At 68.7% G+C, this 26016-nt stretch carries 14 protein-coding genes; 9 read left to right on the top strand and 5 right to left on the bottom strand.

Annotated elements, in window-relative coordinates; all coding sequences use genetic code 11:
* Positions 1–245: 245 nt before the first annotated feature.
* Complete coding sequence (locus tag ACFIMZ_RS24380) at positions 246–12803, top strand: filamentous haemagglutinin family protein (protein ID WP_431825352.1); 12558 nt, start codon at positions 246–248, stop codon at positions 12801–12803.
* A gap of 231 nt (positions 12804–13034) precedes the next feature.
* On the opposite strand, the gene ACFIMZ_RS24385 is transcribed toward ACFIMZ_RS24380, so the two are convergent.
* Positions 13035–14348, bottom strand: a complete 1314-nt coding sequence (locus tag ACFIMZ_RS24385) for a substrate-binding domain-containing protein (protein WP_431824857.1) — start codon at positions 14346–14348, stop codon at positions 13035–13037.
* 276 nt (positions 14349–14624) lie between these two features.
* Complete coding sequence (locus ACFIMZ_RS24390) at positions 14625–15935, bottom strand: substrate-binding domain-containing protein (protein ID WP_431824858.1); 1311 nt, start codon at positions 15933–15935, stop codon at positions 14625–14627.
* Between the two features lie 515 nt (positions 15936–16450).
* Here ACFIMZ_RS24390 and gspF point away from each other — a divergent pair.
* From gspF to ACFIMZ_RS24425, 7 genes are all read left to right on the top strand, one after another.
* Positions 16451–17668, top strand: a complete 1218-nt coding sequence (gene gspF, locus ACFIMZ_RS24395; RefSeq protein ID WP_431824859.1) for a type II secretion system inner membrane protein GspF — start codon at positions 16451–16453, stop codon at positions 17666–17668.
* Positions 17669–17766: 98 nt separating this feature from the next.
* Complete coding sequence (gspG, locus tag ACFIMZ_RS24400; RefSeq protein ID WP_431825353.1) at positions 17767–18207, top strand: type II secretion system major pseudopilin GspG; 441 nt, start codon at positions 17767–17769, stop codon at positions 18205–18207.
* A 70-nt stretch (positions 18208–18277) separates the two neighbouring features.
* A complete protein-coding gene (locus tag ACFIMZ_RS24405; protein ID WP_431825354.1) occupies positions 18278–18709 on the top strand; it encodes a GspH/FimT family pseudopilin in 432 nt (143 codons plus the stop codon).
* Positions 18710–19012: 303 nt separating this feature from the next.
* Positions 19013–19753 carry a secretin and TonB N-terminal domain-containing protein gene (locus ACFIMZ_RS24410; protein ID WP_431824860.1) on the top strand — a complete coding sequence of 247 codons (741 nt, stop codon included), beginning with the start codon at positions 19013–19015 and terminating at the stop codon, positions 19751–19753.
* 6 nt (positions 19754–19759) lie between these two features.
* On the top strand, positions 19760–20308 hold the full coding sequence (locus ACFIMZ_RS24415; RefSeq protein WP_042588213.1) for an RNA polymerase sigma factor: 549 nt from the start codon (positions 19760–19762) through the stop codon (positions 20306–20308).
* Positions 20309–20319: 11 nt separating this feature from the next.
* Entirely contained in the window at positions 20320–21312 is a 993-nt protein-coding gene (locus ACFIMZ_RS24420; RefSeq protein WP_431824861.1) for a FecR family protein, read from the top strand.
* Positions 21313–21535: 223 nt separating this feature from the next.
* Positions 21536–21787 carry a FecR/PupR family sigma factor regulator gene (locus tag ACFIMZ_RS24425; RefSeq protein ID WP_431824862.1) on the top strand — a complete coding sequence of 84 codons (252 nt, stop codon included), beginning with the start codon at positions 21536–21538 and terminating at the stop codon, positions 21785–21787.
* Here ACFIMZ_RS24425 and ACFIMZ_RS24430 read toward each other — a convergent pair whose 3' ends face one another.
* Positions 21788–22234, bottom strand: coding sequence for a hypothetical protein (locus tag ACFIMZ_RS24430; protein ID WP_431824863.1), 447 nt, complete (start codon positions 22232–22234; stop codon positions 21788–21790).
* 90 nt (positions 22235–22324) lie between these two features.
* On the bottom strand, positions 22325–23152 hold the full coding sequence (locus tag ACFIMZ_RS24435) for a hypothetical protein (protein WP_431824864.1): 828 nt from the start codon (positions 23150–23152) through the stop codon (positions 22325–22327).
* Positions 23153–23355: 203 nt separating this feature from the next.
* Between ACFIMZ_RS24435 and ACFIMZ_RS24440 the strand changes: the two genes are divergently transcribed.
* On the top strand, positions 23356–25011 hold the full coding sequence (locus tag ACFIMZ_RS24440) for a type II toxin-antitoxin system Phd/YefM family antitoxin (RefSeq protein WP_431825355.1): 1656 nt from the start codon (positions 23356–23358) through the stop codon (positions 25009–25011).
* Positions 25012–25049: 38 nt separating this feature from the next.
* On the opposite strand, the gene ACFIMZ_RS24445 is transcribed toward ACFIMZ_RS24440, so the two are convergent.
* On the bottom strand, positions 25050–25919 hold the full coding sequence (locus ACFIMZ_RS24445) for an IclR family transcriptional regulator (RefSeq protein WP_431824865.1): 870 nt from the start codon (positions 25917–25919) through the stop codon (positions 25050–25052).
* Positions 25920–26016: the final 97 nt, after the last annotated feature.

Raw genomic sequence — 26016 nt, forward strand, 5'->3', positions numbered from 1 at the left:
CCCGCCATGCCGCTGCCACGCGGGCTTCGTATGGTCTTCGGATTCCAGTGGCCTGTTCAGCGCGCATCGACACGCGCGGCTACGGATCGGCGCCGGCCTCGGCGCGATCGCGGCAACGCGCAATTTTCCAGGGTTCGGGGTGAAGAATGGCAGCACGCGCACGCGCAGTACGACAACATGACCCGATTCGTTCGCGGTCCGTCCTGAGATCGGACCTGCGTCCGCTATGCCGGGCGGTCGCCGTGATGCTCGCGGCGGGCGTCACCGCGCACGCGCATGCGGCGGGCATCATGAACCTCGGGCAGGCGACCGCGCGCGCGTCCGGCGGCGGCGCGGGCGGCGCCGGCGGCCTGCCGGGCGTGCCGAATCTCGGCGTGTCGCCGCAGCAGGCGCTGCAGGCGAGCCAGCCGTCGATCCGCAACCTCGGCTACGCCGCGCATGCGATCGCCGCGCAGATCGCCGCGCAGCAGAATGCGGCCGCGGCCGCCGCGAAGTTGCCGTCGAGCGTGCCGAACGGGCTCGCGCCGGGCGGGCTGCAGGTGGCGGCGGGGGCGACGGGCGATACGAACAACCCGGTGCTGTGGTTCAACGCGAATGCGCCGCAGCAGAGCGTCGACGCGACCGGGCACGTGAACGTCGACGTCAGGCAGACCGGGCAGAACGCGGTGCTGACGTGGGAGACGATGAACGTCGGCCGGCAGACGACGCTCAACTTCGACCAGTCGGGCGGCACGCAGACGAACGGCGCGAACAACTGGGCGGTGCTGAACCGCGTGAACGACCCGAGCGGGCGGCCGAGCCAGATTCTCGGGAACATCACCGCGCAGGGGGCGGTGTATGTGATCAACCGGAACGGCGTGCTGTTCGGGGCGGGGTCGCAGGTCAACGTGCATTCGCTGGTGGCGTCGTCGCTGAATCTGCTGGACATGAAGAACCAGCCGATGCCGACGCCGGACGGCATTGCCGCGAGCAACCAGCAATTCCTGAGCCTGCCGGCCGGCAAGACGGGCGGGCTGGCCTATCCCGAGTCGGGCAGTTCGTCCGGCGTGGCGGGGGTGGTGAATCGCCCGAACGAGGTGCTGGGGCTCGGCAACGTGGCGACGGCGAACGGCACGTATCAGGCGCCGGGCGACATCACGATCGAGCAGGGCGCGTCGATCACGACGCACGTGAACGGCACCGTCAGCGACGGCGGCTTCGTGCTGGTCGCGGCGCCGAACGTGACGAACGGCGGCAGCATCACGGCGACCGACGGCCAGGTCGTGCTGGCCGCGGGCATCGGCGTGAGCCTGCGGCCGAACGGCATTCCCAAGCCCAACCCGCAACTGCTGCTGCCCGAGCTGAGCGGCCAGGTCCTCGCGACGCAGAACGGCGCGACGGTCGACATCACGCCGGCGGGCACGCTCGTCAACACGGGCATCGTGCAGGCCGCGCGCGGCAACGTGAACCTGCTCGGCAGCCGTGTCGCGCAGGACGGCGTGGTGGGCGTCACCACGAGCGTGAACACGCCGGGCCGGATCACGATCTCGACCGTCGACGAGTACAGGTCGAACGACCCGCTCGGCAACGCGTATCCGGGGACGCTGCTCGTGACGGGCAGCGCCGACGATGTGTACCGGGCGGGCCTGCTCACGTTCGGACCCGGATCGGTGACGACCGTGCTGCCGGACAAAAACGGTCAGACGGCGACATCGACGCCCGGCACGGTGTTTACGCCGGGCGGCATCGCAATGACGGCGGGCGCGGTGTGGTTCCAGGGCGGATCGCTGATCGAGGCGCCGGGCTCCAACGTGTCGGTGACGGCGCTTTCGCCGTCGGCGCTGGTCTATACGCCCGACGTCGCGCGGAACGCGGCGCCCGGCCGCATCTACCAGGATGCCGGCTCGACGATCGACGTGTCGGGGCTCGCGAACGTCGAGCTGCCGATCGGCCAGACGCTCGTCACGGTGCCGCGCATCGGCCAGAACGAACTCGCCGATTCGCCACTGCTGCGCGACAGTTTCCTGGCCGGTCTGAAGGACGTGATCGTCGACAGCACGCTGACGGGCACGCGCAGCGACGGCGTGTCGTGGGTCGGCAGCCCGATCCTGAACCTGTCGGGCTATGTGAACCTGATCCCGCGCACGGTCGACCAGCTGCTGACCAACGGCGGGACGATCACGCTGTCCGGCAACGAAGTGATGACCGCACCCGGTTCGTCGATGAACCTGAACGGCGGCTACGTGCACTACGACGGCGGCATCGTCGCCACGACGCGCCTCGTCGACGCGAACGGCGCGCTCGTGCCGATCGGGCAGGCGAGCCCGTTCGAGACCTACGTCGGGATCGCCGGGCAGTTCACCGAAAACCATCCGCGCTGGGGCGTGGCGAAGACGTGGTACAACCCGCTGCAGACGGGCGGCGGCTATCAGCCGGGCTACATCGTCGGCGGCAACGCGGGCACGCTCGATCTCTTCGCGGCCTCGGCGCTCGTGCTCGACGGCGACATCAGCGCACAGGCATTCGGCGGCGCCAGGCAGATGCAGGGCAACAGCCTGCCGTCGGGCGGGACGTTCAATCTCGGCGCCGATCCGAAGCTCGACGGCAGCGCGCTCGCCAATCTCACGTGGAACAACGCAACCGGCGCCCCGTCCGGCGTATCGGGCCTGACGATCCTGCAGGACCGGGCGCCGCAGCTCGACGATCTCGCGCCCGGTTTCTCGAGCGGCACGCCGATCGACAAGACGGCGCTGCAGGACGTCGCCGCCACCGATCCGCGCAACGTGCTGACCACGATGGTGGTGCCGGTCGCCGCGCTGAACGGCGGCGGTTTCTCGAACGTGAACGTGACGCAGGACACGCATGGCGGCAAGGGCATCGTCGTCGCGCAGGGCACGCGCCTGAACGTGCAGCCGGGCGGGTCCATCGCGCTCGGCAGCCCGACCGGCGGCGCCGACGTCAACGTATCCGGCAGCCTGTCCGCGCCGGGCGGCGCGATTTCGATCACGAGCGGCGGCAACATCGTCGTCGGGCCGCAGGCGGTGCTCGGCGCGGCCGGCCAATGGGTCAACAACGACGTGCGGGCGGCGCCGGGCACGACGCGCGGCAATACCCAGTTCATCAACGGCGGCAGCATTTCGCTGGCGACCAGCGAGGGCTCGGTCGGAGCCGTCGGCGTCGGTGTCAAGGACACGACGGGCTCGATCCTGCTGCAACCCGGCAGCGTGCTGGACGTATCGAGCGGCGGCGAACTGCTGTCGAACGGCCAGTTGCTGATGCAGAACGGGATCCCGGTCGGGCGCGGCGGGAACCTGACGCTGCAGACTTACGTGGCGCCCGCGACAAAACAGTTCGGTCACACCGGCGACGGCAGTGCGGTGTTGCCGACCACCCAGCCATCGAACGGCACGATTGCGCTCGGCGGCACGATTCTCAGCGACGGTTTTTCGGGCGGCGGAACGTTGACGCTGCAGGCGCTCGGTTTCCGGATCGGCGGCGATCCGGCGGCCGCTGCACCGTGGGACGTCTATTTGCCGGAGCGCTTCTTCACGCAGCAGGGGTTCGGCAAGTACGTGCTGAACGCGTACTACGATGCGACCGTGGCGCCCGGCGCGACGGTCGCCCTCACGCAACGCAATCTCGTCCCCGACGCACTCGCACTGCAGCAGGCGGCCACGGGCGCGAACCTGTCGACGGCCGGCCTGACGACGTCCGGCCGTCTCGACGACTATCACCGGCAGCCGACGAGCCTTGTGCTGACGGGCGGCAACCTCGTGTCGTGGCAGACGCTGTCGAGCGCAGTGCCGTCGTACCCGGGCGTGTCGGGCGCGGTCACGCTGTCGTCCGGCGCATCGATTCATGCGGATGCCGGCGCGAGCATCGGCTTCGGTTCGCCGACGCAGGTGACGGTGCTCGGCTCGATCGTGGCGCCGGGCGGGGCGATCACGCTCAGCGCGGATGCCGGCGGCACTTTCGCGCAGACGGGGCAGTACGGTATCGTCACGCCCAGCGACAGCCGGTCGGTCTGGCTCGGCGCAAATGCGACGCTCGACGTGTCCGGCATCGCGATCGCGAACCCGCTCGCCGCGCCGGCCAAGGTCGGCGGAGCGGCCGTCGTGCCGAACACCGGCAAGGTCCTGCCGGGCGGCTCGGTCACGCTGTCGAGCGATGCGGGCTATGTGGCCGCGCAGCCGGGTTCGCGGATCGACGTGTCCGGCGCATCCGCGAACTTCGATCAGTTGCAGGCGAACGGCACGTACGCGTCGCAGCCGCTCTGGAGCGATGCCGGTTCGATCACGCTGTCCGCCGCGTACGGCCTCTTCGCCGACGCGACGCTCGCCGCGCGGGCGGGCGCCGCGCAAGCGCGGGGCGGTACGCTGACGATCCTGCCGCATCAGAACCGCAACGCGGCCGGTGCGACCGCGCTGGTCGTCCGGCAAAGCGGCGAACTGACGCCGACCGGCCTCGCGCCAGGCCAGAGCTTCGTCACGGCGATCGACCCGACCACCGGATTGCCGATCGGCAAGCCGACCGGCGTGCTCCAGTTCTCGGCCGACCGGCTCGACGGATCGGGGATCGCGAATCTCGTGCTCGGCGACGCCACGCCTTCGACAGCGGGCATGGAAGTGCCGCCGATCGCGTTCGCGGGCGACGTCAGGCTGGCGCTGCCCGAATCGGTCACATTGAATACCGGGCGCGTCGCGGCGCTCGGCATGGATCAGTTGGTGACGCTGCTGTCGATGCCTGCTCCGCAATCGAACGGCAGTACGAATCCGACGTCCGTTCTGCAGACCCTGCTTGCCGGGCCGCCGCAGCGGCCGTCCGGCACGACGATCGAGATCGATGCGCCGTACGTCGCGCTGGCCGGGCCGGCATTGACATCGCAATCTTCGGCATTTGCGCCGGTCGCGACGGTGTCCGACGCGACGCTGAACGTGAACGCGTCGTTCATCGACCTGCGCAATCAGTTCCAGCTCAACAACATCGGACACGCGAACTTCACCAGCGCCGGCGACATTCGCGTGAGTTCGACCAATTCGAATCCCGCGGGCACGGCTTCGGCTCCCGGCATGCTCTATACGCCCGGCAACCTGTCGTTCAAGGCCGCGGATCTGTATCCGGCCACCGGCAGCACGTTCATCGTCGACGCGGTCGGGCCGACCGATCCGGCAACCGGCAAGCCCGCGCCGACGACGGTCACGTTCGCGTCGAACGGCGCATCGGCCACGCCGCTGTCGGCGGGCGGCACGCTGCTCGTCGATGCGACGGACATCGTGCAGGGCGGCACGGTGCGCGCGCCGTCCGGCACGCTCGTGTTCGGCGTCGGCGATCCGTCGAATGCCGCGACCAAAACGCAATTCGCCGGCCTGCCGCTCGTCGCGACCGATTCGGTCACGCTGGCGAACGGCAGCACGACGTCGGTATCGAATGACCGCCTCCTGATTCCGTACGGCACGACGGTCGACGGCGTCGCGTGGCAGTTCAACCCGGTCACGGGCGTGACGGCGCCCGACCTGGCCGCGCCGCCCGCGAAGTACGTCGGCGTCAACGCCAGCCGCGTCGCGCTCGACAAGGGCGCGACGATCGACCTGTCGGGCGGCGGCGACCTGCAGGCGGTCGAGTGGGTGCCCGGCACGGGCGGCACGCGCGACGTGCTGTCGCAATACAACATCAGCTATGCGAACAATCCGGCCGGCGTGACGGTGCCCGTCAATCCGGGCGCGGCGAACGTCTATGCAATCATGCCGGGCGCGCAGGCGCCGGTGGCGGCCTACGATCCGGTATTCGCGCAAACGGTGCAGCCGCCGGCGGGCGGCGCGGCGGGCAGCACGACGGTGAAGCTCGGCGTCGGTCAGGCCGGCATGGGCGATGCGATCGGCAAGGCCGTGTACCTGTCCGGCGTGCCGGGGCTGGCCGCCGGCTACTACACGCTGCTCCCGGGCAAGTACGCGACGCTGCCGGGCGCGTACCGCGTGACGGTGGCGGGCGTGCCCGGCAACGTCGTGCCGGGCGCGAGCCAGGTGCTGCCGGACGGCACCGTGACGACGGCGGGCTACTTCGCCGATGCCGTGACGGGCGGCCGCAGCGCGACGCCGACGCTGTTCAGCGTGCAGTCGGGCCCGGTCTGGCAACGCTACTCGCAGTACACGGTGACGGGCGCGAACGGCTTCTTCACGGCACAGGCCGCGAAGAAGGGCAACGTGACGCCGCCGCTGCCGGTGGACGGCGGTCAGCTCGTGCTGGCGGCAACCAGGGCGCTGACACTCGGCGCGACGCTGAACACGGCTGCCGGCGTTGGCGGTGCGCCGGCCGAAGTCGACATTGCGTCGCAGGACATCCAGATCACCGGCAACGGCGCCGCCGCGTTGCCGGGCTATCTGCAGATCGGCAGCGACGCGCTCGATTCGCTGAACGCGGGCAGCCTGCTGATCGGCGGCACGCGCGCGGCGACCGCGAAAGGCGTGACGATCACGCCGATCGCGAACAGCGTCGTCGTGTCGAACGACGCCAGCACGGCGCTCAAGGGCCCGGAAATCCTGCTCGTCACGAAGACCGACGCGAACGGCGCGGATCCGAACGCGGCGAACGGCTTGCGCGTCGATGCGGGCGCATCGGTCGCGGCGGCGGGCGACTATCCGGCGGCGAAGGACCAGCCGCTCGCCATCGCGGGCGACGGCGCGCTGCTGCGCGTATCGAACGGCGCGATGACGCCCCTTACGCGCACGGGCTCGACAGGCAGCGGCCTGCTGACGGTCGGCGCCGGCGCGACGCTGACGGGCGGGCAGGCGCTGACGCTCGATTCGTCGGGAAACCTGAAAGTCGATCCGAGCGCCGTGCTGTCGGCCAAGGCAATCACGGCGGACGGCTCGGCGATCACGTTCACGGGCGCGAACGGCGCGGCGGCCGCGGCGCTGCCGGGCTTCGTGATCGATCCGGCGGGGCTGGCGCAATTCGGCAGCGCGCAGCAGGTGACGCTGCGCAGCTACGGCGCAATCGGCTTCATCGGCGACGTGAACGCGACGTTCGGCAACAGCGTGGACCTGAGCGCGGGCACCTTCACGAGCGACGGCGGCCATGTGACGCTGAACGCGCAGCAAATCGCGTTCACGAACGAGACGGGCGCGCCGAACGGCGCGGCCGTAACGGGCAACGGTACGTTGACCGTCAACGCAAAGGAAATCGATTTCGGCGCGGGCACGAAAACGATGAGCGGTTTCGGGGCCGCGAGCATGACGGCGACGGGCGGCATCGTCGGGCAGGGCACCGGCACGTTCGACTTCGGCGCGCTGCCCGTCACGCTGAATGCGCCGGTATATCTCGCCGATACGAGCTCGGCGTCGACCGTCAAGACCACGGGCGCGCTGACGCTGAACAGTGCACCGGGCGCCGCGCTTGCAAGGACGCCGGTGGGCGGCGCATGGCGCTTCGTCGGCGGGACGATCGCCGACAACGGCGCGACGATCGCCGCGCCGGCGGGCAACGTGAGCCTCGAGGCGACGAGCGGGAACCTGACGATCGGCAGCGGCTCGACGGTGAGCGCGGCCGGGGTGTCGAAGCAGTTCTTCGACGTCGTGCGCTACGCACCGGCCGGCGCGATCACGCTGACCGCCGACAAGGGCACGGTCGACGTTCAGGCGGGCTCGACGCTCGACTTCTCGGGCGCGAACGGCGGCGGTGCGGCGGGCAGCCTGACGCTGTCGGCGCCGCGGCAGGTCGTGAACCTGAACGGCACGATCAAGGGCGGCGCGGCGAGCGGCTATGCGGGCGGCTCGCTGTCGCTCGACACGGGCGGCGCGGCCGATCTCGACGCGCTCGCGAAGACGCTGGCGTCGAGCGGCGTGAACCAGGCGATCGCGATCCATACGCGCGCGGGGAATCTCTCGCTGTCGGCCGGCAACACGCTGACCGCGCACGCGGTGTCGCTGACGGCGGACGGCGGCGCGGGCAACGCGGCGGACACGGCGAACGGCAACGTGAACGTGCTGGGCACGATCGACGCGTCGGGCAAGGCCGGTGGCGCGATCGCGCTGTACGGCCGCAGCGGCGTCGATGTCGAGGGCACGCTGCTCGCGCGCGGCTCGAATCCGAACCAGCGCGGCGGCAAGGTCGACATCGGCTCGAGCGGCGTGTTCGACCCGAATTCGCCCAATCCGTACGACGCGACCTACGGCTACGAGAACATCGATCCGTCGCGAGCCGGGCTGATCCGGGTCGGCGCGAATGCGCTGATCGACGTGTCGGGCGGGACGGCGGGCGGGTTGTCGGGCGGCACGGTGAATTTCCGCGCGCCGCTGCTGGCGGACGGCACCGTGAATGTGTCGCTGCCGTCGTCGGGCTTCGACGCGGGCAAGGGAATCGCGGGTTCGCGCGCGACGACGCTCGAAGCATACGCGGTATGGAGCACGACGGATGCGACGGCGGGGGCGAAGCACTTCGACGGCGTGATCGATCCGGCCGGCTGGTATGACGCCCGAGGGCACTTGCTGGCCGGTACGTTCACCGCGCAGAGCACGTCCGGCTCGCCGACGACTTTCACGTTCACGCCGGATGGAACCGGCGGCGGCACCGTGACGAACAACGCCACCGGCGCGGCGGCGGCGGTGACGCAAGCGCAGTTGCAGAGCGGCAACAGCGCGATCGGCTTCGGCGGGTTGCAGACGATGTTCTTTGCGCCTGCGTCGGGCGGCGCCAACGCGGATCATCAGACCTTCTATGGCTACCTGGGCGGGGACGCGTCGGCGGCCGCGCCGGGCACGTTGATGGGCTTCGTGCGGCACGGGCTCGATGCGCTGAAGAATCCGTTCGCCGGCACCGGGATCGCCAATGCGCGCATCGTGCCGGGCATCGAGCTGGACAATCCGGGTGCGTCGATCAACGGCGGCAACATCGCGGTGCTGACGAACTGGAACCTCGGGGCGGGGGCGTCGCCGACGAATCCGGCATTCCGGTTCAACGGACAGGCGCCGGTCGTGACGTTGCGGGCGGAGAACGACGTCGACGTCAGGGCGAGCCTGTCGGACGGCTTTTTCCAGATCGACAATCCGATCGGGAGCAGCATCGTCGCGCCGCGACCGACGCCGTCGACGTACGGCGCAACGAACTACATGTGGTCGACGCAGGCGTTCGGCCCGTTCAATTACATCCTGGCGAATTACAGTTATCTCGGCCTGACGGGACCGTACAACTGGACATCGGGGAATAGCGACGAGATTGCGCAGTATTACGGCATGTACAAGGAATACGCGCAGTACCTGACGTCGCAGTTGTCCAACGGTATCTGGGCTTACGTCTACGCAAACATGATGCACCAGAACGCGCCCATCGCGGCAGGGCAGCCCGTCCTGCCGCTTCAGGCGCCGACGGCGGCTCAGGAGCAGGCCGACCCGACGTGGTATCCGCGTTATCTCGCGCAGTACCAGTCGTACGTCAAGGACATGATCAAGTGGCAGGCCGCCCATCCTGACGTCACACCGCACGTCGACCAGGTGCAGGCGCCTCCGGCCGTGCTGGTGCCGGTCATCGCCGGGGACATCACGGTGCAGCCGCCCCAGACGGACAACACGCCGTCGCCGGTCGCGGTGGCGGCGAACGCGCTGCCGCTGCTTTCCGCCAGCCTGAACCCGGGGAGCAGCACGTCGTACCGGCTCGTGGCGGGCGCCGATGCGTCGAGCACCAACCCGCTCGCGCTGAAGCCGTCCAATGTGTTCTCGTCGTCGGCGGGCGGCAACGTGATCGTGGACGGGCATTTCGAGTACAACAACGCGACCAACCCGAACATCGCCAATCCGAACGGCCGTGCCGTCGTCGCGCCGACGATGGTCCGGACCGGCGTCGGCTCGATCGACATCGCCGCGGCGAACGATGTCTCGCTGTTCGATCCGGCTGCCGCGCGCGAGCCGGGGGCGACGGTCATTCCCGGCGTGATCTACACGGCCGGCACGCCGTCGCCGAATGCGCCCGTTGCGCCGGCGGGGGCGACCACGGTCGTGCAGGGCGGGGCGGCGCCGGCGCCCAATATCCTCGTCACGTCGGCGGTCAATCCCGAGGCCGCCGGCGACATTTCCATCCGCGCGCAGGGCGACATCGCCGGTCTCGAGAACGTCGTCGACACGAACGGCACGATCTCCGGGCGGGCCGGTGCGCCGATCGGCCAGTTCTGGTGGCAGTGGATGCAGATCACCGCGAAGCCGACGATCGTCACGGGCGGCAGCGGTCATGTGCCGATCGACCGCACGTCGATCGACTTCGGCGCGTTCGGTCAGGGCGTCATGAGCGTGGGCGGCAACGTCTCGATTAACGCGGGCGGCAACATCGCCGATCTCGGCGTGTCGCTGCCGACCACCTGGTACAAGGATGCGACGGGTACGCCGATCACGGTCGGCGGGGGCAACCTGACGGTGCGGGCGGAGGGCGATATCCGGAGCGGCGACTATTTCGTCGCGAAGGGCGAGGGAACGATCGTGGCAGGCGGGCGCATCGGTTCGGACATCGTCGTGCAGCCGTGGCTGGTCGGGCAATTGCCGATGTCGGTCTCGACGTTGCTGGCGACGCAGGACGGCGTGCTCGATGTCAGCGCACGTCAGGGGGCGGACATCGGCGGTGTGTTCAATCCGTCGTACACGCAGGGCGATGTGCTGCAGAACAGCTACCAGCGGTATGCCGATTCGCAGGCCTATTCGGCAAATTCCGCGGTGAATGTCCAGGCCACGACGGGCGACGTCGTGTTCGGCTCGCTGCCTGTGAAAAAACTCATTGGCGGATCGGACCCAGGTGCGAATTCGAAGAACGACTTGTCGTACGTCTTGCCGGCAACCGTGAATGTGACCGCGTTCTCGGGTGGTGTCGACGTCTTGTCGAGCACCGCACTTTTCCCTTCCTCGTCGGGCAATCTGAATCTCGTCGCGGATCAATCAATCAATTTCTCGAATCTCTATGGCAATGTCAGGGGTGGCGCCGGATTCGGCATGCTCGATCTGGATCCGTCATGGATGCCTTCCGCGATGAATCCGTTCGCCGTCGTGCCCCTGCTCGGCGATACGACGGCGGCTGCGCACGCCGTCGGCGCGTTGCATGCCGACGATCCGGTACCGGCGCGCATCTATAGCCTGAACGGCGATATCGTGAGCGGCACGCTGCAAACGACCGGCGGAAGTGCGGGGTTTTACGACAAACTCATGCTGATCGTGATCGACAAGCCGGCGCTGATCCAGGCCGGGCGGGACATCGTCAACCTGTCGTTCCAGGGGCAGAACCTGCGCAAGTCGGACGTTACCCGGATCGTGGCAGGGCGCGACATCCATGACACGCCGCTGGCGTACAACGCGGAGACCGTGCCGGCATTGGTCCTGGGCGGGCCGGGAACCTTCGACATCGACGCGGGGCGGAATATCGGCCCGTTGACGAGTCAGACGGAAGCCTACGCCGCAAACGCGGGCGGATCGTCGGTCACGGGGGGGCTGACGGGCATCGACGCAATCGGCAATGCGTTCAATCCGAACCTGCCGCACGACGGCGCGAACGTGAACGTATTGTTCGGTGTCGGTCCGGGCATCGACACCGGCACGTTCATCTCGAAGTACGTCGACCCGGCGAGTTCGGTGCCGGGTGTGGCGGGCACGGCGCCCGCACTCATCGCGTTCGTGCAGCAGTACGAGGCTGGACGGGTGATCGATACGGGGCTGGTGAAGGACCAGCCGGCGCTCGCCCCGCTCGACGCGGCGCAGGCGTGGGCGAAGTTCAAGGCATTGCCGTCATACGTTCAGCAACTGTTCGCGGAGCAGGTGCTGTTCAACGTGCTGACGCGTGTCGGCGAAGACTACAACAATGCCGCCAGCCCCTATTTCCAGAAGTACGCACGCGGCTACGAGGCAATCAATACAATGTTCCCCGCGTCGTTCGGCTATACGGCGAACAATCTGGGCGGCGGCGGAAACGGCGCGAACAAACCGGTCGCGACCGGCGATCTCGACATCCGCAACACGACGATCCAGACGCAGCAGGGCGGCAACATCTCGACCCTCGGGCCGGGCGGGCAGGCGCTGGTGGGCAGCGCGTCGGCGCCGCCGCAGATCGTGGATGCCAGCGGCAAGGTGATCGTCGGACCCGGCGCGATGGGCATCCTGACGCTCGAGAAGGGCGACGTGAACATCTTCACGGATCGCAGCGTGTTGCTCGCGCAAAGCCGGATCTTCACCGAGCAGGGCGGCGACATGACGATCTGGAGCTCGAACGGCGACATCAACGCCGGCAAGGGCGCGAAGTCGTCGGCCGATACGCCGGCGCCGCAGTATCTGTGCGACGCGAACCATTACTGCACGGTCGACGCGCGCGGCCAGGTGACGGGCGCCGGCATCGCGACGCTGCAGAGCGTGCCCGGCGCGCCGCCGGGCACGGTCAACCTGATCGCGCCGCGCGGCACGGTCGATGCGGGCGATGCCGGGATTCGCGCGGGCAACCTCAATGTCGCGGCGCTGCGCGTGGTGAACGCGGACAACATCCAGGTGACGGGCAACGCGAGCGGCGTTCCGCTGGTGCAGGCGGTGAACACTGGCGCGTTGACCGCGGCGAGCGCGGCGGCAACGGCGGCCAGCCAGGTTGCGCAGGACATCGCGAAGAACGGCGCATCGGGTGCGCCGGCGCGTCGCTGGACGATTTCGGTGCAGGTCGAGGGTTTCGGCGACGCGGGCGACGATGGTTCGCGAAAGCGCAAGCAGGCGAGCTACGATCCGTCGAGCGCCGTGTCGATTCTCGGCTTCGGGCAGGCCGGGGCCGCTCAGCGTGCTGCGTTGACCGAGGATGAGCGCGCGAAGTTGGGGAAGATCTGAGCGCAGTCAGGTGAAGCGTGACGCGGGTCGCCGGCTTTACCGGTGGCTCGCGTTTTTTTTGTGCCGGGTCGCGCGGATCGCAGGGAGAGAAGATGTCGTGCGGGGGAATGCGAGGAAGCGTCACGGAAACTGCGTGAGGGATGCGCGGGATGAACGGCGTGAAGAAACTGCGTCCCTGGCGAGCCAAGGACGCAGTGTTATCAGCTTCGGAAATCGCTGTCGGTCGGTTGCTTAACGACCGGTGACTGTGCCCGTGCAGACGCTTGTGTTGCCGATGTCGAGGTTGAAGCCGCTCGCGTTGCTCAGGAAGTTACTCGCGATGGCACTCTGGTAGTTCGGCGGAACCGTGTCAAAACCGTTGCCGTGAACGATCGACGCGAAGCTGGCGTTCGTGTAGTGGGTGTTCAGGAAGTCGTGAATAGCGATCTTGACGGCGGGGTCCTGATAGCACTGGCTCAGGATGATCTGGCTCGTGCCCGAAATCGGATAGCCCGACGTGGGCTTGCCAACGTTCGGCACCCAGTTCGCCGGGTTGGAAGCGGCTCTCTTGGTGCCCGGCGCTCGAGCCGACGCCACGCTAGCGATCGCGGCCGAAGCGTTCGCATACGTCGGCGCATAGTACCGGGTGCCGTTCACGAGGCTCGCCACCGGCAGTTGCAGCGCGCCGGCCGCCGTCACGACCGTGCTCGACGGAGCGAGATAGCTGTTGGTATAGCTCGGACTCAGGTACGCGACCGCTGCGGCGCCAGCATTAGAAAATGAAGCCAGCGCATTTCGTACACCCCCGTCTGAATCGGCCGCGACAAAGTTCAACGGGACGCCGCCCGGGAACGCAGTCGTGTTCGCGAAGGTCAGCGAGTCGACGAAGAATACGCCGGCCGCCGTGTTGCCGGTCGTGCAGACCGCGGCGAGATGACGGGTCAGCAGTTCGGTCGTGCCGCTGCCATCCGCACGGTAGATCACCTTGATCGGCGCGTACAGCGCGTAGGCCGAACCGGTTTCCGGGTTGACGACCTGGTCCCAGTTCGTCAGCTTGCCCGAGAAGACGCCGCACAGATCGTCGTCGTTCAGCGCGATACTGTGCGCCTGATTCGGCGTCGTTTGCGGTGTCGTCGTGCTCGTCACGGCCGGGCCGTTGACGACCGGAACGGTGATCGGCGTGACGATGTACGGAATCTGGATCAGCGGGCCGCTGGTCGCGCCGAGATCGGCTGCGTACCGCGTGATCTGGAAGGTCGACAGCGGCGCCTCGCTGTTCGCGAAATGGACCGCGCCCGTGACGCCTGCGCCGAAGAACGATGACTTGTTCCACAGGAAGGCGCCCTGGCCATATCCCGGGCCGACCGGGAAATAAGCGAACGTGCCTTTGGTGGTGCCAAAGAGACCGATTTCGGTCGCCGGGTTGTAGATGGAGCCGATAATCGGTGCGACGAGCGACGAACCGCCGCCTTGAACGACGGGGCCCGCGGCCGTCGCGGCCGACGCGCCCGCGCCGGAGACGAGCAGGGCGATGATCTGACAGAGCTTGCGCTGATGGAGTCTCATGCGAATGTTCCCATTGAAGTGAGACGGGGCGCCGACTGAACGTCCGGAAGCTGTCGCGTGCCCTCGATGGGCAGCCTGTACGGGAGCATGGATGCGAAGTCCGATCCAGGTCCGTCTGTGGATGGCTTTCGTTGCGCGACCGTTCGGTGTCCTGGCGGGTCGTACCCGACTCGGCCGACGACCGGGCGCGCGGATTGAACATGCAAACAAAAACTGCGCCCTTGGTTGCCCAGGGGCGCAGTCGTGTCAATGGCGGTCAGTCGATCCGCCGAACGCTTAACGACCCGTGACCGTGCCCGCGCAGACGCTCGCGTTGCCGATGTCGAGGTTGAAGCCGTTCGCGTTGCTCAGAAAGTCGTTCGAGATGGCCGTCCGGTAGCCCGACGGCACCGTGTCGAAGCCGTTGCCATGAACGATCGACGCGAAGCTCGCGTTCGTGAAGTGCGCGTTCAGGAAGTCATGCACGGCCGTCTTGACCGACGCATCCGCGTAGCACTGGCTCAGGATGATCTGGCTCGTGCCCGAGACCGGATAGCCGGACGTGGGCTTGCCGACGTTCGGCACCCAGTTCGCCGGGTTGGAAGCGGCGGTCTTGTTGCCCGGCGCTTGAGCCGACGCCGTGCTCGCGATCGCGGCCGAAGCGTTCGCATACGTCGGCGCGTAGTACTGGGTGCCGTTCACGAGGCTCGCCACCGGCAGTTGCAGCGCGCCGGCCGCCGTCACGACCGTGCTCGACGGGGCGAGGAACGTGTTCGTGTAGTCCGGGCTCAGGTAAGCCACGGCGGCCGTGCCGGCCGACGAGAGGCTCGCCAGCTGGCCGCGCACGCCGCCGCTACCCGACACGGGGACGAAGTTCGACGGGACGCCGCCCGGGAACGCCGTCGTGTTCGCGAACGTCAGCGAGTCGATGAACGTCACGCCGGCGGCCGTGTTGCCGGTCGTGCAGACCGCGGCGAGATGACGGGTCAACAGTTCGGTCGTGCCGCTGCCGTCCGCACGGTAGATCACCTTGATCGGCGCGTTCAGCGCGTAGGCCGAACCGGTTTCCGGGTTGACGACCTGGTTCCAGTTCGTCAGCTTGCCCGAGAAGACGCCGCACAGGTCGTCGTCGTTCAGCGCGATGCTGTGCGCCTGACCCGGCGTCGTTTGCGGCGTCGTCGTGCTCGTCACGGCCGGGCCATTGACGACGGGCACGGCGATCGGCGTGACGATGTACGGAATCTGGATCAGCGGACCGTTGGTCGCGCCAAGGCCCGACTTGTACGACGCGAGCTGCGTGGCCGACAGCGCCGCATCGCTGTTCGCGAAGTGGACCGTGCCCGTGACGCTCGCGCCGAAGTACGTCGGCTGGTTGTTCAGGAATGCATTCATGCCGGCGCCCGAGCCGACCGAGTAGTACGTGAACGAGCCTTGGGACGTGCCGAACAGGCCGATTTCGGTTGCGCTGTTGCCGATCGCGCCGATGGTCGGCGCGACGAGCGACGAGCCGCCGCCTTGCACGTTCGGAGCGGCCATCGCGGCCGTTGCGCCCATGCTCGAAACGAGAAGAGCCAGGACCTGACAGATCTTGCGCTTGCTGGATTTCATGAAAATTCCCTTGAACGAAGATAAACGACGGAGCCTGCTGCCGCGGCCAGAATGCGATGTCGGCCGCGGAGTAACTGTAGGAGGGAATTCGCAATGCGCGTGTGAATTTTTCATAAAGAATGGTCCGTAACATTTTTGATGAAAGGCCGATTGCCTTGCTCCGCCTAGTAAATCATCGAATCAACGAGAATTCAGGCCGGAATGTTGCTGGAGCACGGCGGAGCGTCGCCCTGAATCGCGCTAGCGCAGCCCTGAGTCATTTTCGTGGCAGATGTTACGGACCTTTCTGTCGATCGGCGCGGGTTGAAAATGGAATTTCATTAATTAATTTACTGGGCAACGCAAATCGCCAATATCGATAAGAAAATAATCAAACCGCATAATCCCCGCCGCCCAAAAAGGTGGCCCAACATCCGTCACAAATTTGCGCCGATTCACTCTTTAGTCTTTGCCCGCGAATCCACCGGGCGCGACGTCGCCCGACGCAGTGTTGCGCGTGACGGGAGGCCACTGACATGTCCGCATTCCGCTATGAAGCGATCGATCGCGCCGGCAAGACGCTGAGGGGCGTGCTGGAAGCCGACAGCGCGCGCGCGGGGCGCAGCCAGCTGCGCACGCAGGGGCTCACGCCGCTCGTCGTCGAGCCGGCCGCGTCGCGGCTGCACGGCGAGCGCAACCAGCGCCTCGCGCTCGGCCGCAAGCTGTCGCAGCGCGAGCAGGCGATCATCACGCGCCAGCTCGCGAGCCTCCTGATCGCCGGGCTGCCGCTCGACGAATCGCTGTCGGTGCTGAGCGAGCAGGCCGAGCGCGAATACGTGCGCGAGCTGATGGCGTCGATCCGCGCCGAGGTCGTCGGCGGCCATTCGTTCGCGAATGCACTCACGCAGCATCCGCGCGATTTCCCGGAAATCTACCGCGCGCTCGTCGCGGCGGGCGAGCACACGGGCAAGCTCGGCATCGTGCTGTCGCGTCTCGCCGACTACATCGAGCAGAGCAATGCGCTGAAGCAGAAGATCCTGCTCGCGTTCACGTATCCGGGGATCGTCACGCTGATCGCGTTCGGCATCGTCACGTTCCTGCTGAGCTATGTCGTGCCGCAGGTCGCGAACGTGTTCACGAGCACCAAGCAGCAACTGCCGATGCTGACGGTCGTGATGATGGCGCTGTCGGATTTCGTGCGGCACTGGTGGTGGGCGTCGCTCGCCGCATTCGCGGCGGTGGTCCTCGCGATCCGCAAGGTGCTGTCGCAGACGGGCCCGCGGCTTGCGTTCGACCGCTGGCTGCTGACCGCGCCGCTCGCCGGCAAGCTGGTGCGCGGCTACAACACGGTGCGCTTCGCGAGCACGCTCGGCATCCTGACCGCGGCCGGCGTGCCGATCCTGCGCGCGCTGCAGGCGGCGGGCGAAACGCTGTCGAACCGCGCGATGCGCGCGAACATCGACGACGCGATCGTGCGCGTGCGCGAAGGCTCGGCGCTGTCGCGCGCGCTGAACAACGTGAAGACGTTTCCGCCGGTGCTGGTGCACCTGATTCGTTCGGGCGAGGCGACGGGCGACGTGACGACGATGCTCGACCGCGCGGCGGAAGGCGAGGCACGCGAGCTCGAACGCCGCACGATGTTCCTGACGAGCCTGCTCGAGCCGTTGCTGATTCTCGCGATGGGCGGCGTGGTGCTCGTGATCGTGCTGGCGGTGATGATGCCGATCATCGAGCTGAACAACATGGTGCAGTGATGAACCGGTCGGCGCACGAATGAAGCAACCCCGTTCCTTGACGCGAGAGTAAAGACATGATGATGCGAGACAACGAGACCGAACCCGTGCACGACGCGATGCGCCGAACCCGCGACGAACGCCGTGCGCAGCGCGGCTTCACGCTGATCGAGATCATGGTGGTGGTCGCGATCCTCGGCATCCTCGCCGCCCTCGTCGTGCCGAAGATCATGAGCCGCCCGGACGAGGCGCGCCGCATCGCCGCGAAGCAGGACATCGGCACGATCATGCAGTCGCTGAACCTGTACCGCCTTGACAACGGCCGCTACCCGTCGCAGGAGCAGGGCCTGCACGCGCTGATCCAGAAGCCGAGCGCCGATCCGATCCCGAACAACTGGAAGGACGGCGGCTATCTCGAGCGGCTGCCGAGCGACCCGTGGGGCAATGCGTACCAATACCTGAGTCCCGGCACGCACGGCGCGATCGACGTGTTCAGCTACGGCGCGGACGGCAAGGCGGGCGGAGACGGAAACGATGCGGACATCGGCTCGTGGCAATAGGCGCGCCGTGCGCGCAGCGGCCCACCGGTCGCAGGCCGCGCGGCGCGCGGCGGGCTTCACGCTGCTCGAGATGCTCGTCGTGCTCGTGATCGTCGGGCTGCTGGTCGCGGTCGTGACGCTCGCGCCGTCGCGCAACCGGCGCACGGATCTGGCCGAGGACGCGCAGCGGCTCGCGAGCCTGCTCGAATCGGCCGGCGACGAGGCGCAGGTGCGCTCGATGGCGATCGCGTGGCAGCCGGTCGGCGGCGGTTACCGGTTCGTGCAGCGCACCGAAAGCGGCGCATGGTCGCCGATGACTGACGACCTGTTCCGCGCGCGCCGCTGGGGCGCCGAAGTGACCGGCGTGTCGGTCCGCCATACGGGCGGCGGCGAAGCGATCCAGCGCGTCGTGCTCGGCGACGAAAGCATCGACGTGCCGGTGACGATCACGCTGTCGTCCGGTTCGACGCGGGTCCTCGTCGTCGGCACGGGGATCGGCAACTTCGTCGTGCAACAGCCATGAGCGGCCGCACGACGACGCGCGTGCGACCCGCGCGAGCGCCGACGGCAAGCCGGGCGTGACGAGCGTCTCTGCGACGCTCCGGTCGCCGCCGAGTCGGCGCGCATGCGATGGGTTGCGATCCGTTGCAGCGCCGGACACGCGCGACCGGCATACGAACGGCTTGCGGTTTGAGCGCTTGCCGTCACAATTCACCTGACTGTCACATGCTCCGCTCACAATCTGTCATTCGCTTGCCGCGGAGCCGCTCACGGGGGTGCGGGGGATTCGACGGCAGCGTGCAATTCCACTTCCGTCCAGGAATTCATGATTCGTTCACGGGCGCCGGCCGGCGTCCTGGCGATCGTCGCGTGGTTCACCCTTGCCGCGTTGTTCATGCGTGTCGTGCAGGCGCAGGAGACCGGAACCGCCGGACGTCAGCCGGGTACCACGGCGTACTTCGATCTGCCCGCGCAGCCGCTCGCGAAAGCCTTGCAGGATTTCGCGCGGATCACCGAGCTGATCGTGCTGGCGCCCGCGCCGCTGCTCGACGGGCGCACGAGCGCGCCGGTCCGGGGCGAATTCCTGCCGCGTGACGCACTGGAGAGGGTGCTGGCGGGAACGGGGTTGCGCGCGGAATTCGCGCGGCCGGACGAGGCGATCATCGTCGCGCGGCCGGCCGCCGGCGCGGTGCCGGCCACGGTCGAGCCGCCGGCGGATTTCGTGCCGCCGATCGACGGCGTCGGCGCATCGGACGAGCTGCGCACGTTCGCGGGCCTGTTGCAGACGCATCTGATCGATGCGCTGTGCGCGCAGCCGGCGGCGGTTCCGGGAAGCTATCGACTCGTCGCGCAAGTGCGCATCAATAACAAGGGGGCGGTGGTGGCGGTCAACATGGTGGCATCGAGTGGTCTTGCGTCGCGTGATGCGGCGGTCCTGCGCGCGCTGCGCACGCTGAAGCTCGACGCGGCGCCGCCGGCGGCGCTGCCGCAGCCGGTCACGATCCTGCTGCGGCCGGTCGGCAACGGCGTGCATTTCCGCTGTCCGCAGACTGCCGAACGGAACTAGGCGGTCATGTCCGACACCACCCGCGCCGGGCTCAGGAAGCTGCTGGCGTCGCGCTACGCGTACCTGGTCAGGCGGCTCGAGCGCGTGACGGGATCGAAGGACGGCGCCGCCGACGCGCTGCACGAGACCTGGCTGCGCCTCGAGAACGCGAACGTGTCCACGCAGGTGACCAACGCCGACGCCTATATTCTCGGGATGGCGAACAACGTCGCGATCGACCAGCATCGCCGCGAGCGGCGGCACCTGCACGACGACGACGTCGAGACGCTGCTGGAGCTGCCCGACGAGGTGGCCGATCCCGAGCGCATCGTCGCCGCGCGGCGCAAGGTCGACGCATTGAAGGACGTGCTGCGCGGGCTGCCGCCGCGCCGCCGGGCGATCCTGCTGGCCGCGCGCGTCGACGGGCTGCTGAACCGCGAGATCGCCGAGCGCTTCGGCATTTCGCTGCGGCTCGTCGAAAGCGAGCTGAGCGCGGCGATGAAGTACTGCCTGCAGCGCATGCAGGAAGAGGGTGAGTCGTACACGGGTTCGCGCGGCGGGCCACGTAAATTTTGAGCATCCGGACGATGACGAAAGCCCAGGCCGATTCCGCACACGACGCGCTCGACGAAGCGAGCGCGTGGCTGCTGCGTCTGCGCTCCGGCGGCGCGACCCGGGACGACGTCGACGCGTTCGAACGCTGGTGCGCCGATCGTCCGCAGGCCGCGCAACTGCTGCGCGACACGTGGGGCACGCTGCGCACCGCCACGACGGAACTCGCGCAGGAGGAACGCACGGCCGCCGCGTGGGCAAACGTTGCAAAGCGTGAACGCACGATGCGCACGGGCCGGCGCGCGTTCATCGGCTTCGCGGTCACGGCGGGCGCGTCGTGGCTCGCGCTGCGGCCGCCGATGGCGCTGTGGCCGTCGCTGGCCGATCTCGCGGCCGACTACCGTACGGGCACCGGCGAGCAGCGCCAGGTCGCGCTGGCGGCGGACGTGACGGTCGAGCTGAATACCCGGACGCGGGTCGACGTGCTGCCCGCGAGCGTCGCTGCGCGCGGCGTCGAGGTGGTCGCGGGCGAAGCGGAGATCGACGCGATGCCGCTGCCCGGCCGTGCGGCGGCGATGCAGCCGGTCGTCGTGGTCGCGGGCGACGGCCGCATGCAGGCGACGGTCGCGAAGTTCAACGTGCGCCGCACCGGCGCGCAGGTGTGCGTGACCTGCCTGTCGGGCACGGTCGCGCTCCAGCATCCGCGCGGCGCGCGCACGCTCCGCGCCGACGACCAGGTGACCTACGACGACCGCGGCGTGCAGCCGGTGTCGCGCATCGATCCGGGCGCCGTCAGCGCATGGCGGCGCGGGATGCTCGTGTTCAATGGCGTGCCGCTCGCGGAGGTCGTCGACGAGATCAACCGGTATCGGCCCGGCAAGGTCATCCTGCGCAGCGCCGCGCTCGCCGCGAATCGCATGCAGGCGCAATTCCCGATCACGCGGCTCGACGACGTGATCGACATGGTCGGCCGCCTGTACGGCGCGCACATCACCCGGCTGCCCGGCAACATCGTGCTGCTGAGCTGATTACCGACGCTCGGCATTTCCATCATTGCGTCCCGTGTCCTGCGGGTTACGCGTCTTCGATACGACCTCATCAATGAGGGCCGGCAAACGCCGGGCGGCCGTTCGCGGCTGCCCGGTGGAGCGTCGTCGGACCCGAGGCGTGTGTGGCAAAGCGCCCCGTGCAGCGCATCGCTGCGCTGCACGGGAAGAACGCGTTCATTTGGCTTCGGGCGGTGGCGTGATCATGACCATATCGCAACGGGATGAACATTCCGGCGACGCGCAGGCGCTCGCCGACGAGATTCGCGAGGACGCCATTCGCTGGCTGCTGTGGCTGCGCGCCGGCGATGCGAGCGCGCGCGAGCTCGACGCTTTCCGGCGCTGGCGAATGCGCAGCGCCGAGCATGCGCGCACCGCCCACGAGCTGATCTGGCTATGGGCGGTGCTCGGCATGCTCGGCCAAGCGGAGCCGGACGGTTCGACGCAGATGCACTGACTAGAGATCCGACGGCAACAGCGTGACGCGCCCGCCGTCGAGCGGCATCGGACACAGCGCGACCGCGCGCAGGATCCGCTGCCGGTTCAGCTCGAATGCGAGCAGCAACTGCCGATGGCTTGCGTCCGCCGCGCCGAGGTGCTGGCGCAGCGTGTCGGGCGTCAGCGCGTAGGCGGCATAACCCCAACCGAATCCGTACGCCGAAAACCAGATTTCCGAATCAGTCGACGCCATCGGTGCGGTGAGGTAAATGCTGGGCAAGGGCATGTCGCAGGTCCGTTGAAGTGTTGCCATTGTGACGGCGGCGTGGCGCGACAACACTACCGCACCGTTGCCGGTTTGGCGATGGATTTGATGCGCGACGATGCCGGCATGGGTGCGCCCGCGTGCATGACGCCTGCATTCGTTGCAGCGGGCGATGCGAATGCGTCGCCACACGCGTCGCAAGAAAGTCTGCGGGTTACGCGAAGCCGCTACGACCTAGTAAACGAGAGCGAGGGGCCGTGAAGCGGGACCGGGGGCCGCGCGCCGGCGGCATCAGCGCGCAGCCGGATCGTCCTGCGCGCTGGCGCGTGCGCCTGTCCAGGCGGCATCGAGCGGGTCGTCGGCGTCGCGCAGGGGCTCGCGCAGAAACGGAAAGCGTTCGACGAGCGGTGCGGATTCTTGCAGGGCCACGATATGGTTGACCATCCATTGCAGCAGCTCGCCGCCGTGCCGGACCTGGTCCGGCCGCCAGTGCGGCATCGCGGAGAACAGCCCGGCGAATCCGCTCCAGCGGGACGGCCGGTCGTTGTCGCCGGGCCGCAGGTAAGTGTTCATCGACACGTCGCGCGTGTCGGTCAGCACGCCGACGAACAGCCCGAGCGAGGTCGGCACGCCGACCTGCCGCCAGCCTTCCGCGAGCGCGAGCGAGCGGATCACGCGCGCGCACACGAACGCGATGCGCGTTTCGGGTTCGATCTCGGCCAGCGACATCACGCCGTTGCGCTGCATGCAGCGGGCCACCGCGTGCGGCCGGATCGCGTTCGACGCGAAGCTGCGCAGCACGAGATCGGGCACCGTGAGCTGCAGCTGGAATTCGCGCAGGCCGTGCTCGGCGCTCATCGTCGAGAAATTGACGAACAGCCCTTCGAGCTGGCCGAGCGCGCCCACGTAGGGCTCGAGCCCGAGCCGCGCGAGCTTCGGCGCGATCTGCCGTTCGAGGAGCCGCATCAGGTTGCGGCGGGTGCGCGCGCCCGTGAAGCCGTCGATGCCGCGCGTGACGACGTCGCTGATTTCCCAGCGGCGTTCTTCGGCGAAGAGGCGGGGCGAGCGGCTCAGGTCGAACCGGGCGCGGCCGTGCGCCACGCGGGGGTCTACGTACATGCCGGGGTCTCGTGCAGCGATTGCGGGCGGAGCGCCGCGACGCGACGTCGTCGCGCGCATCCGGTCGGTCACGATGCTGCTGCGTCGCAAGCGGCGCGTCAAGTGCGGCTGGCCCGAGCGCGTCGCGCACGTGTCCAATCCAACCCAGACGAGGTGATCAGGTGATGCGCACGGTCGTGGAACGCTTTGTCGAACAGAGTCCGATGACGATCATGACGCGACTCGTCCTGCAATGCGCGCTGCATGACGACTGGATCGACGGCGCGGCCGGCACGGGCGATGAGCCGAACGGCGAGGCGATCCGCGAAGCGCTGTTCGCGCTGGCGGTCGACGCGATCGTGGCGATCGCGGCGCGCCAGCCGGGTTTGGTCCGTCCGCCGCACGCGTTCGACGGCGGCGCGGCAGGCGGGTCCGGTCCGGCCGTCGCGGCGCTGCACGACGGCATGAGCCGGCTGCGCGCCGGCTGGGGTCGCGCGCTCGTGAAGGACAGCGTCGAGCTGCTGCTGCCCGCGACGGCGCCGCGCCCGCGCGAATGGACGCGCTCCGCCGGCGGCATGCGGCTGCGCGTGCTGGACGGCGGCATGCCGTTCGCGGGCGCGGGATGCGGGCACGCCGCCGCCGGCTGCGGGTGCGGGTGCGGCGACACCGGCCGCGAGGCCGCCGCGCATGCGGGGGTGCTGCCGGTCTACGATCCGGATCTCGGCATGATCGTCGACCTGCTGCCGCACGAGCGCGGCCGGATGCACGAGCGCGCATTCGCCGGCGCGCTGCTGGAAGCGGTGCAGCCGGGCGAGCTGTGGATCATCGATGGCCGCTTCGAGACGGATGCGATCCTGTCCGGATGGCCACGTCGCGGCGGCGCGTTCATCGTGCGCGAGCATGGCCGCGCGGCCGCGTGCCGCGCGCTCGGCGACTGGCGTGACGCCGGGCCGCACGACGGCGGCGCGGTTCGCGAGCAGGCGGTCGGCCTGGCGGGCGAGCGCGACGCGTCGGGCGCGCTGCGGCGCATCGAATGGCGCCGCGCGCCGGACGCCGTGGTGACGCTGCTGACGGACTTGCCGGCGGCGCAGTTCGATGCGCGGCAGATCGTGGCGCTCGCGTGCCGGCCGTGGCGCGACGCGCTGCCGCTCGGGCCTGTGTTCGACGGCGCGCGGTTCGGCGACGTGCCGGCGCGCGCGTCGCTGCTCGCGCACGGCATCGTCGCGATGGCGTACAACGCGTTCGGCGCGATGACGAGCGTCGTCGGCGCCGCGCTCGATCTCGACGCGCGCGATGTCGAACGCCTGCCGTCGCACATCGCCGACGGCGTCGCGGCGACCTACGCGGGGATGATGATCGCGCTGCCGCCCGACTGGTGGCGGCGCTACGACCAGCTTCCGGCGACGACGCTCGGCCAGATCGTGCGGCTGCTCGCCGCGCACGTCGATCCGCGCAGCGAGCGCAGGAAGCGCCGCGACAACCGGTTGTCCGCGAAATCGCAGGCGCTGCTGCGCGCGGCGACGCTGGAGCGCCTGCTGCACGACGACGGCGACGATGCCGCGACGAACGTGTTCAGCCTGCGCACGATCGCGATGGCGACGCGCGATTTCAGCAGCAATCCGTCGAAGGCGCTCCGGCATGCGAGCGAAGCGCTCGTGATGGTCACGAAATACAACCGGCCGATCGCGCTGCTGGTGTCGATCGACGACTGGAACCGGCTGCTCGGCGAGGTGCGTGAAACGAGCATGAAGCGGCTGTCGTTCAACTATGCGGGCGCGACGCAGAACCTGCGCCCGGTCGCGCTCGGCGACACGTCGCTGAACCCGCTCGGAGCGGGGGAGATGGCAACGGGGGCGGCAGCCGTTCATACCTGCGCGTAGCCGGATGATCGACGAATCGCCGGATCGGGCGCTTGCCGTCACACGACCGGCTTCTCCCGGTTCTCCGTCAATCCATGTATCGGCCGCCGCAACGCGGCGTCGAACGGATTGGTCCGCGGCCCGATCGCGTCGGCCTGCCGCCTGAGCAATTCGACGACCATCGGCAGCCGGTCGTCGCCGAGCCGCGACGCGAGCGTGCCGACGCTCAGCGCGCCGACCGGATACCCGGTGCGGTCGAGGATCGGCACCGCGGCGCCCGCCATCCCGTCGAGTACGCCGCTGTTGCGGCCCGCATAACCGAGCTGCCGCACGCGCTCGATCTCGGTGCGCAGGTACACCTCGTCGAGCACCCCGTAGCTGCGGATGCGCGGCACGTTGAAGCGGATCACCTCCTCGCGCTCCGCTTCGGGCAGAAACGCGAGGATCGCGAGGCTGCCCTGGCCGACGCCGAGCGCGATCCGCCCGCCGATGTCGCCGGTAAACGAGCGGATCGGAAACGGCCCTTCGCACAGATCGAGACACACCGCGTCGAAGCCGCTCTTCACCAGGAGGAAGATCGTCTCGCCAAGGCTCGCGCACAGCCGCAGCAGCGCGGGGCGGCACAGCGTGCGCATGCTGCTCGGGTTGCCGGCCTGCGCGGCGAGCGCGAAGAAATCGACGCTCAGCCGGTACAGCTTCGACTGCTCGTCCTGCTCGACCATCCCTTCCGCGATCAGCGACTGCAGGATGCGGTGCGCGGTGCCCTGCGTGAGGCCGACCGCCTTCGCGAGATGCGTGACGCGCACGCCGTCCTGCTGCATGCCGGCCAGCGCGCGCAGGATGGCGAACGCGCGCTGCAGCATCCCGGCGCCGGGCGGGCATGGCGGTTCGTCGGCCGCAGTCATTCCAGGCAACGGGGCGTCGTGCATGCGGGATCTCCTCGGCGATTTCAATGAGCGGAATATGTGAATCCGGATTGTGCGTCGCCGAAAATCCGCATGCATCCGGGCATCCACGGGATTGACG

The sequence above is a fragment of the Burkholderia sp. F1 genome, from assembly GCF_050813845.1.
Classification (GTDB): domain Bacteria; phylum Pseudomonadota; class Gammaproteobacteria; order Burkholderiales; family Burkholderiaceae; genus Burkholderia; species Burkholderia ubonensis.

Excerpts from the sequence above, each read along its gene's own strand:
- ACFIMZ_RS24380 (WP_431825352.1), top strand. The coding sequence starts at position 246 with ATGCTCGCGGCGGGCGTCACCGCGCACGCGCATGCGGCGGGCATCATG.
- ACFIMZ_RS24385 (WP_431824857.1), bottom strand. The coding sequence starts at position 14,348 with ATGAGACTCCATCAGCGCAAGCTCTGTCAGATCATCGCCCTGCTCGTC.
- ACFIMZ_RS24390 (WP_431824858.1), bottom strand. The coding sequence starts at position 15,935 with ATGAAATCCAGCAAGCGCAAGATCTGTCAGGTCCTGGCTCTTCTCGTT.
- gspF (WP_431824859.1), top strand. The coding sequence starts at position 16,451 with ATGTCCGCATTCCGCTATGAAGCGATCGATCGCGCCGGCAAGACGCTG.
- gspG (WP_431825353.1), top strand. The coding sequence starts at position 17,767 with ATGCGCCGAACCCGCGACGAACGCCGTGCGCAGCGCGGCTTCACGCTG.
- ACFIMZ_RS24405 (WP_431825354.1), top strand. The coding sequence starts at position 18,278 with ATGCTCGTCGTGCTCGTGATCGTCGGGCTGCTGGTCGCGGTCGTGACG.
- ACFIMZ_RS24410 (WP_431824860.1), top strand. The coding sequence starts at position 19,013 with ATGATTCGTTCACGGGCGCCGGCCGGCGTCCTGGCGATCGTCGCGTGG.
- ACFIMZ_RS24415 (WP_042588213.1), top strand. The coding sequence starts at position 19,760 with ATGTCCGACACCACCCGCGCCGGGCTCAGGAAGCTGCTGGCGTCGCGC.
- ACFIMZ_RS24420 (WP_431824861.1), top strand. The coding sequence starts at position 20,320 with ATGACGAAAGCCCAGGCCGATTCCGCACACGACGCGCTCGACGAAGCG.
- ACFIMZ_RS24425 (WP_431824862.1), top strand. The coding sequence starts at position 21,536 with ATGACCATATCGCAACGGGATGAACATTCCGGCGACGCGCAGGCGCTC.
- ACFIMZ_RS24435 (WP_431824864.1), bottom strand. The coding sequence starts at position 23,152 with ATGTACGTAGACCCCCGCGTGGCGCACGGCCGCGCCCGGTTCGACCTG.
- ACFIMZ_RS24440 (WP_431825355.1), top strand. The coding sequence starts at position 23,356 with ATGACGATCATGACGCGACTCGTCCTGCAATGCGCGCTGCATGACGAC.
- ACFIMZ_RS24445 (WP_431824865.1), bottom strand. The coding sequence starts at position 25,919 with ATGCACGACGCCCCGTTGCCTGGAATGACTGCGGCCGACGAACCGCCA.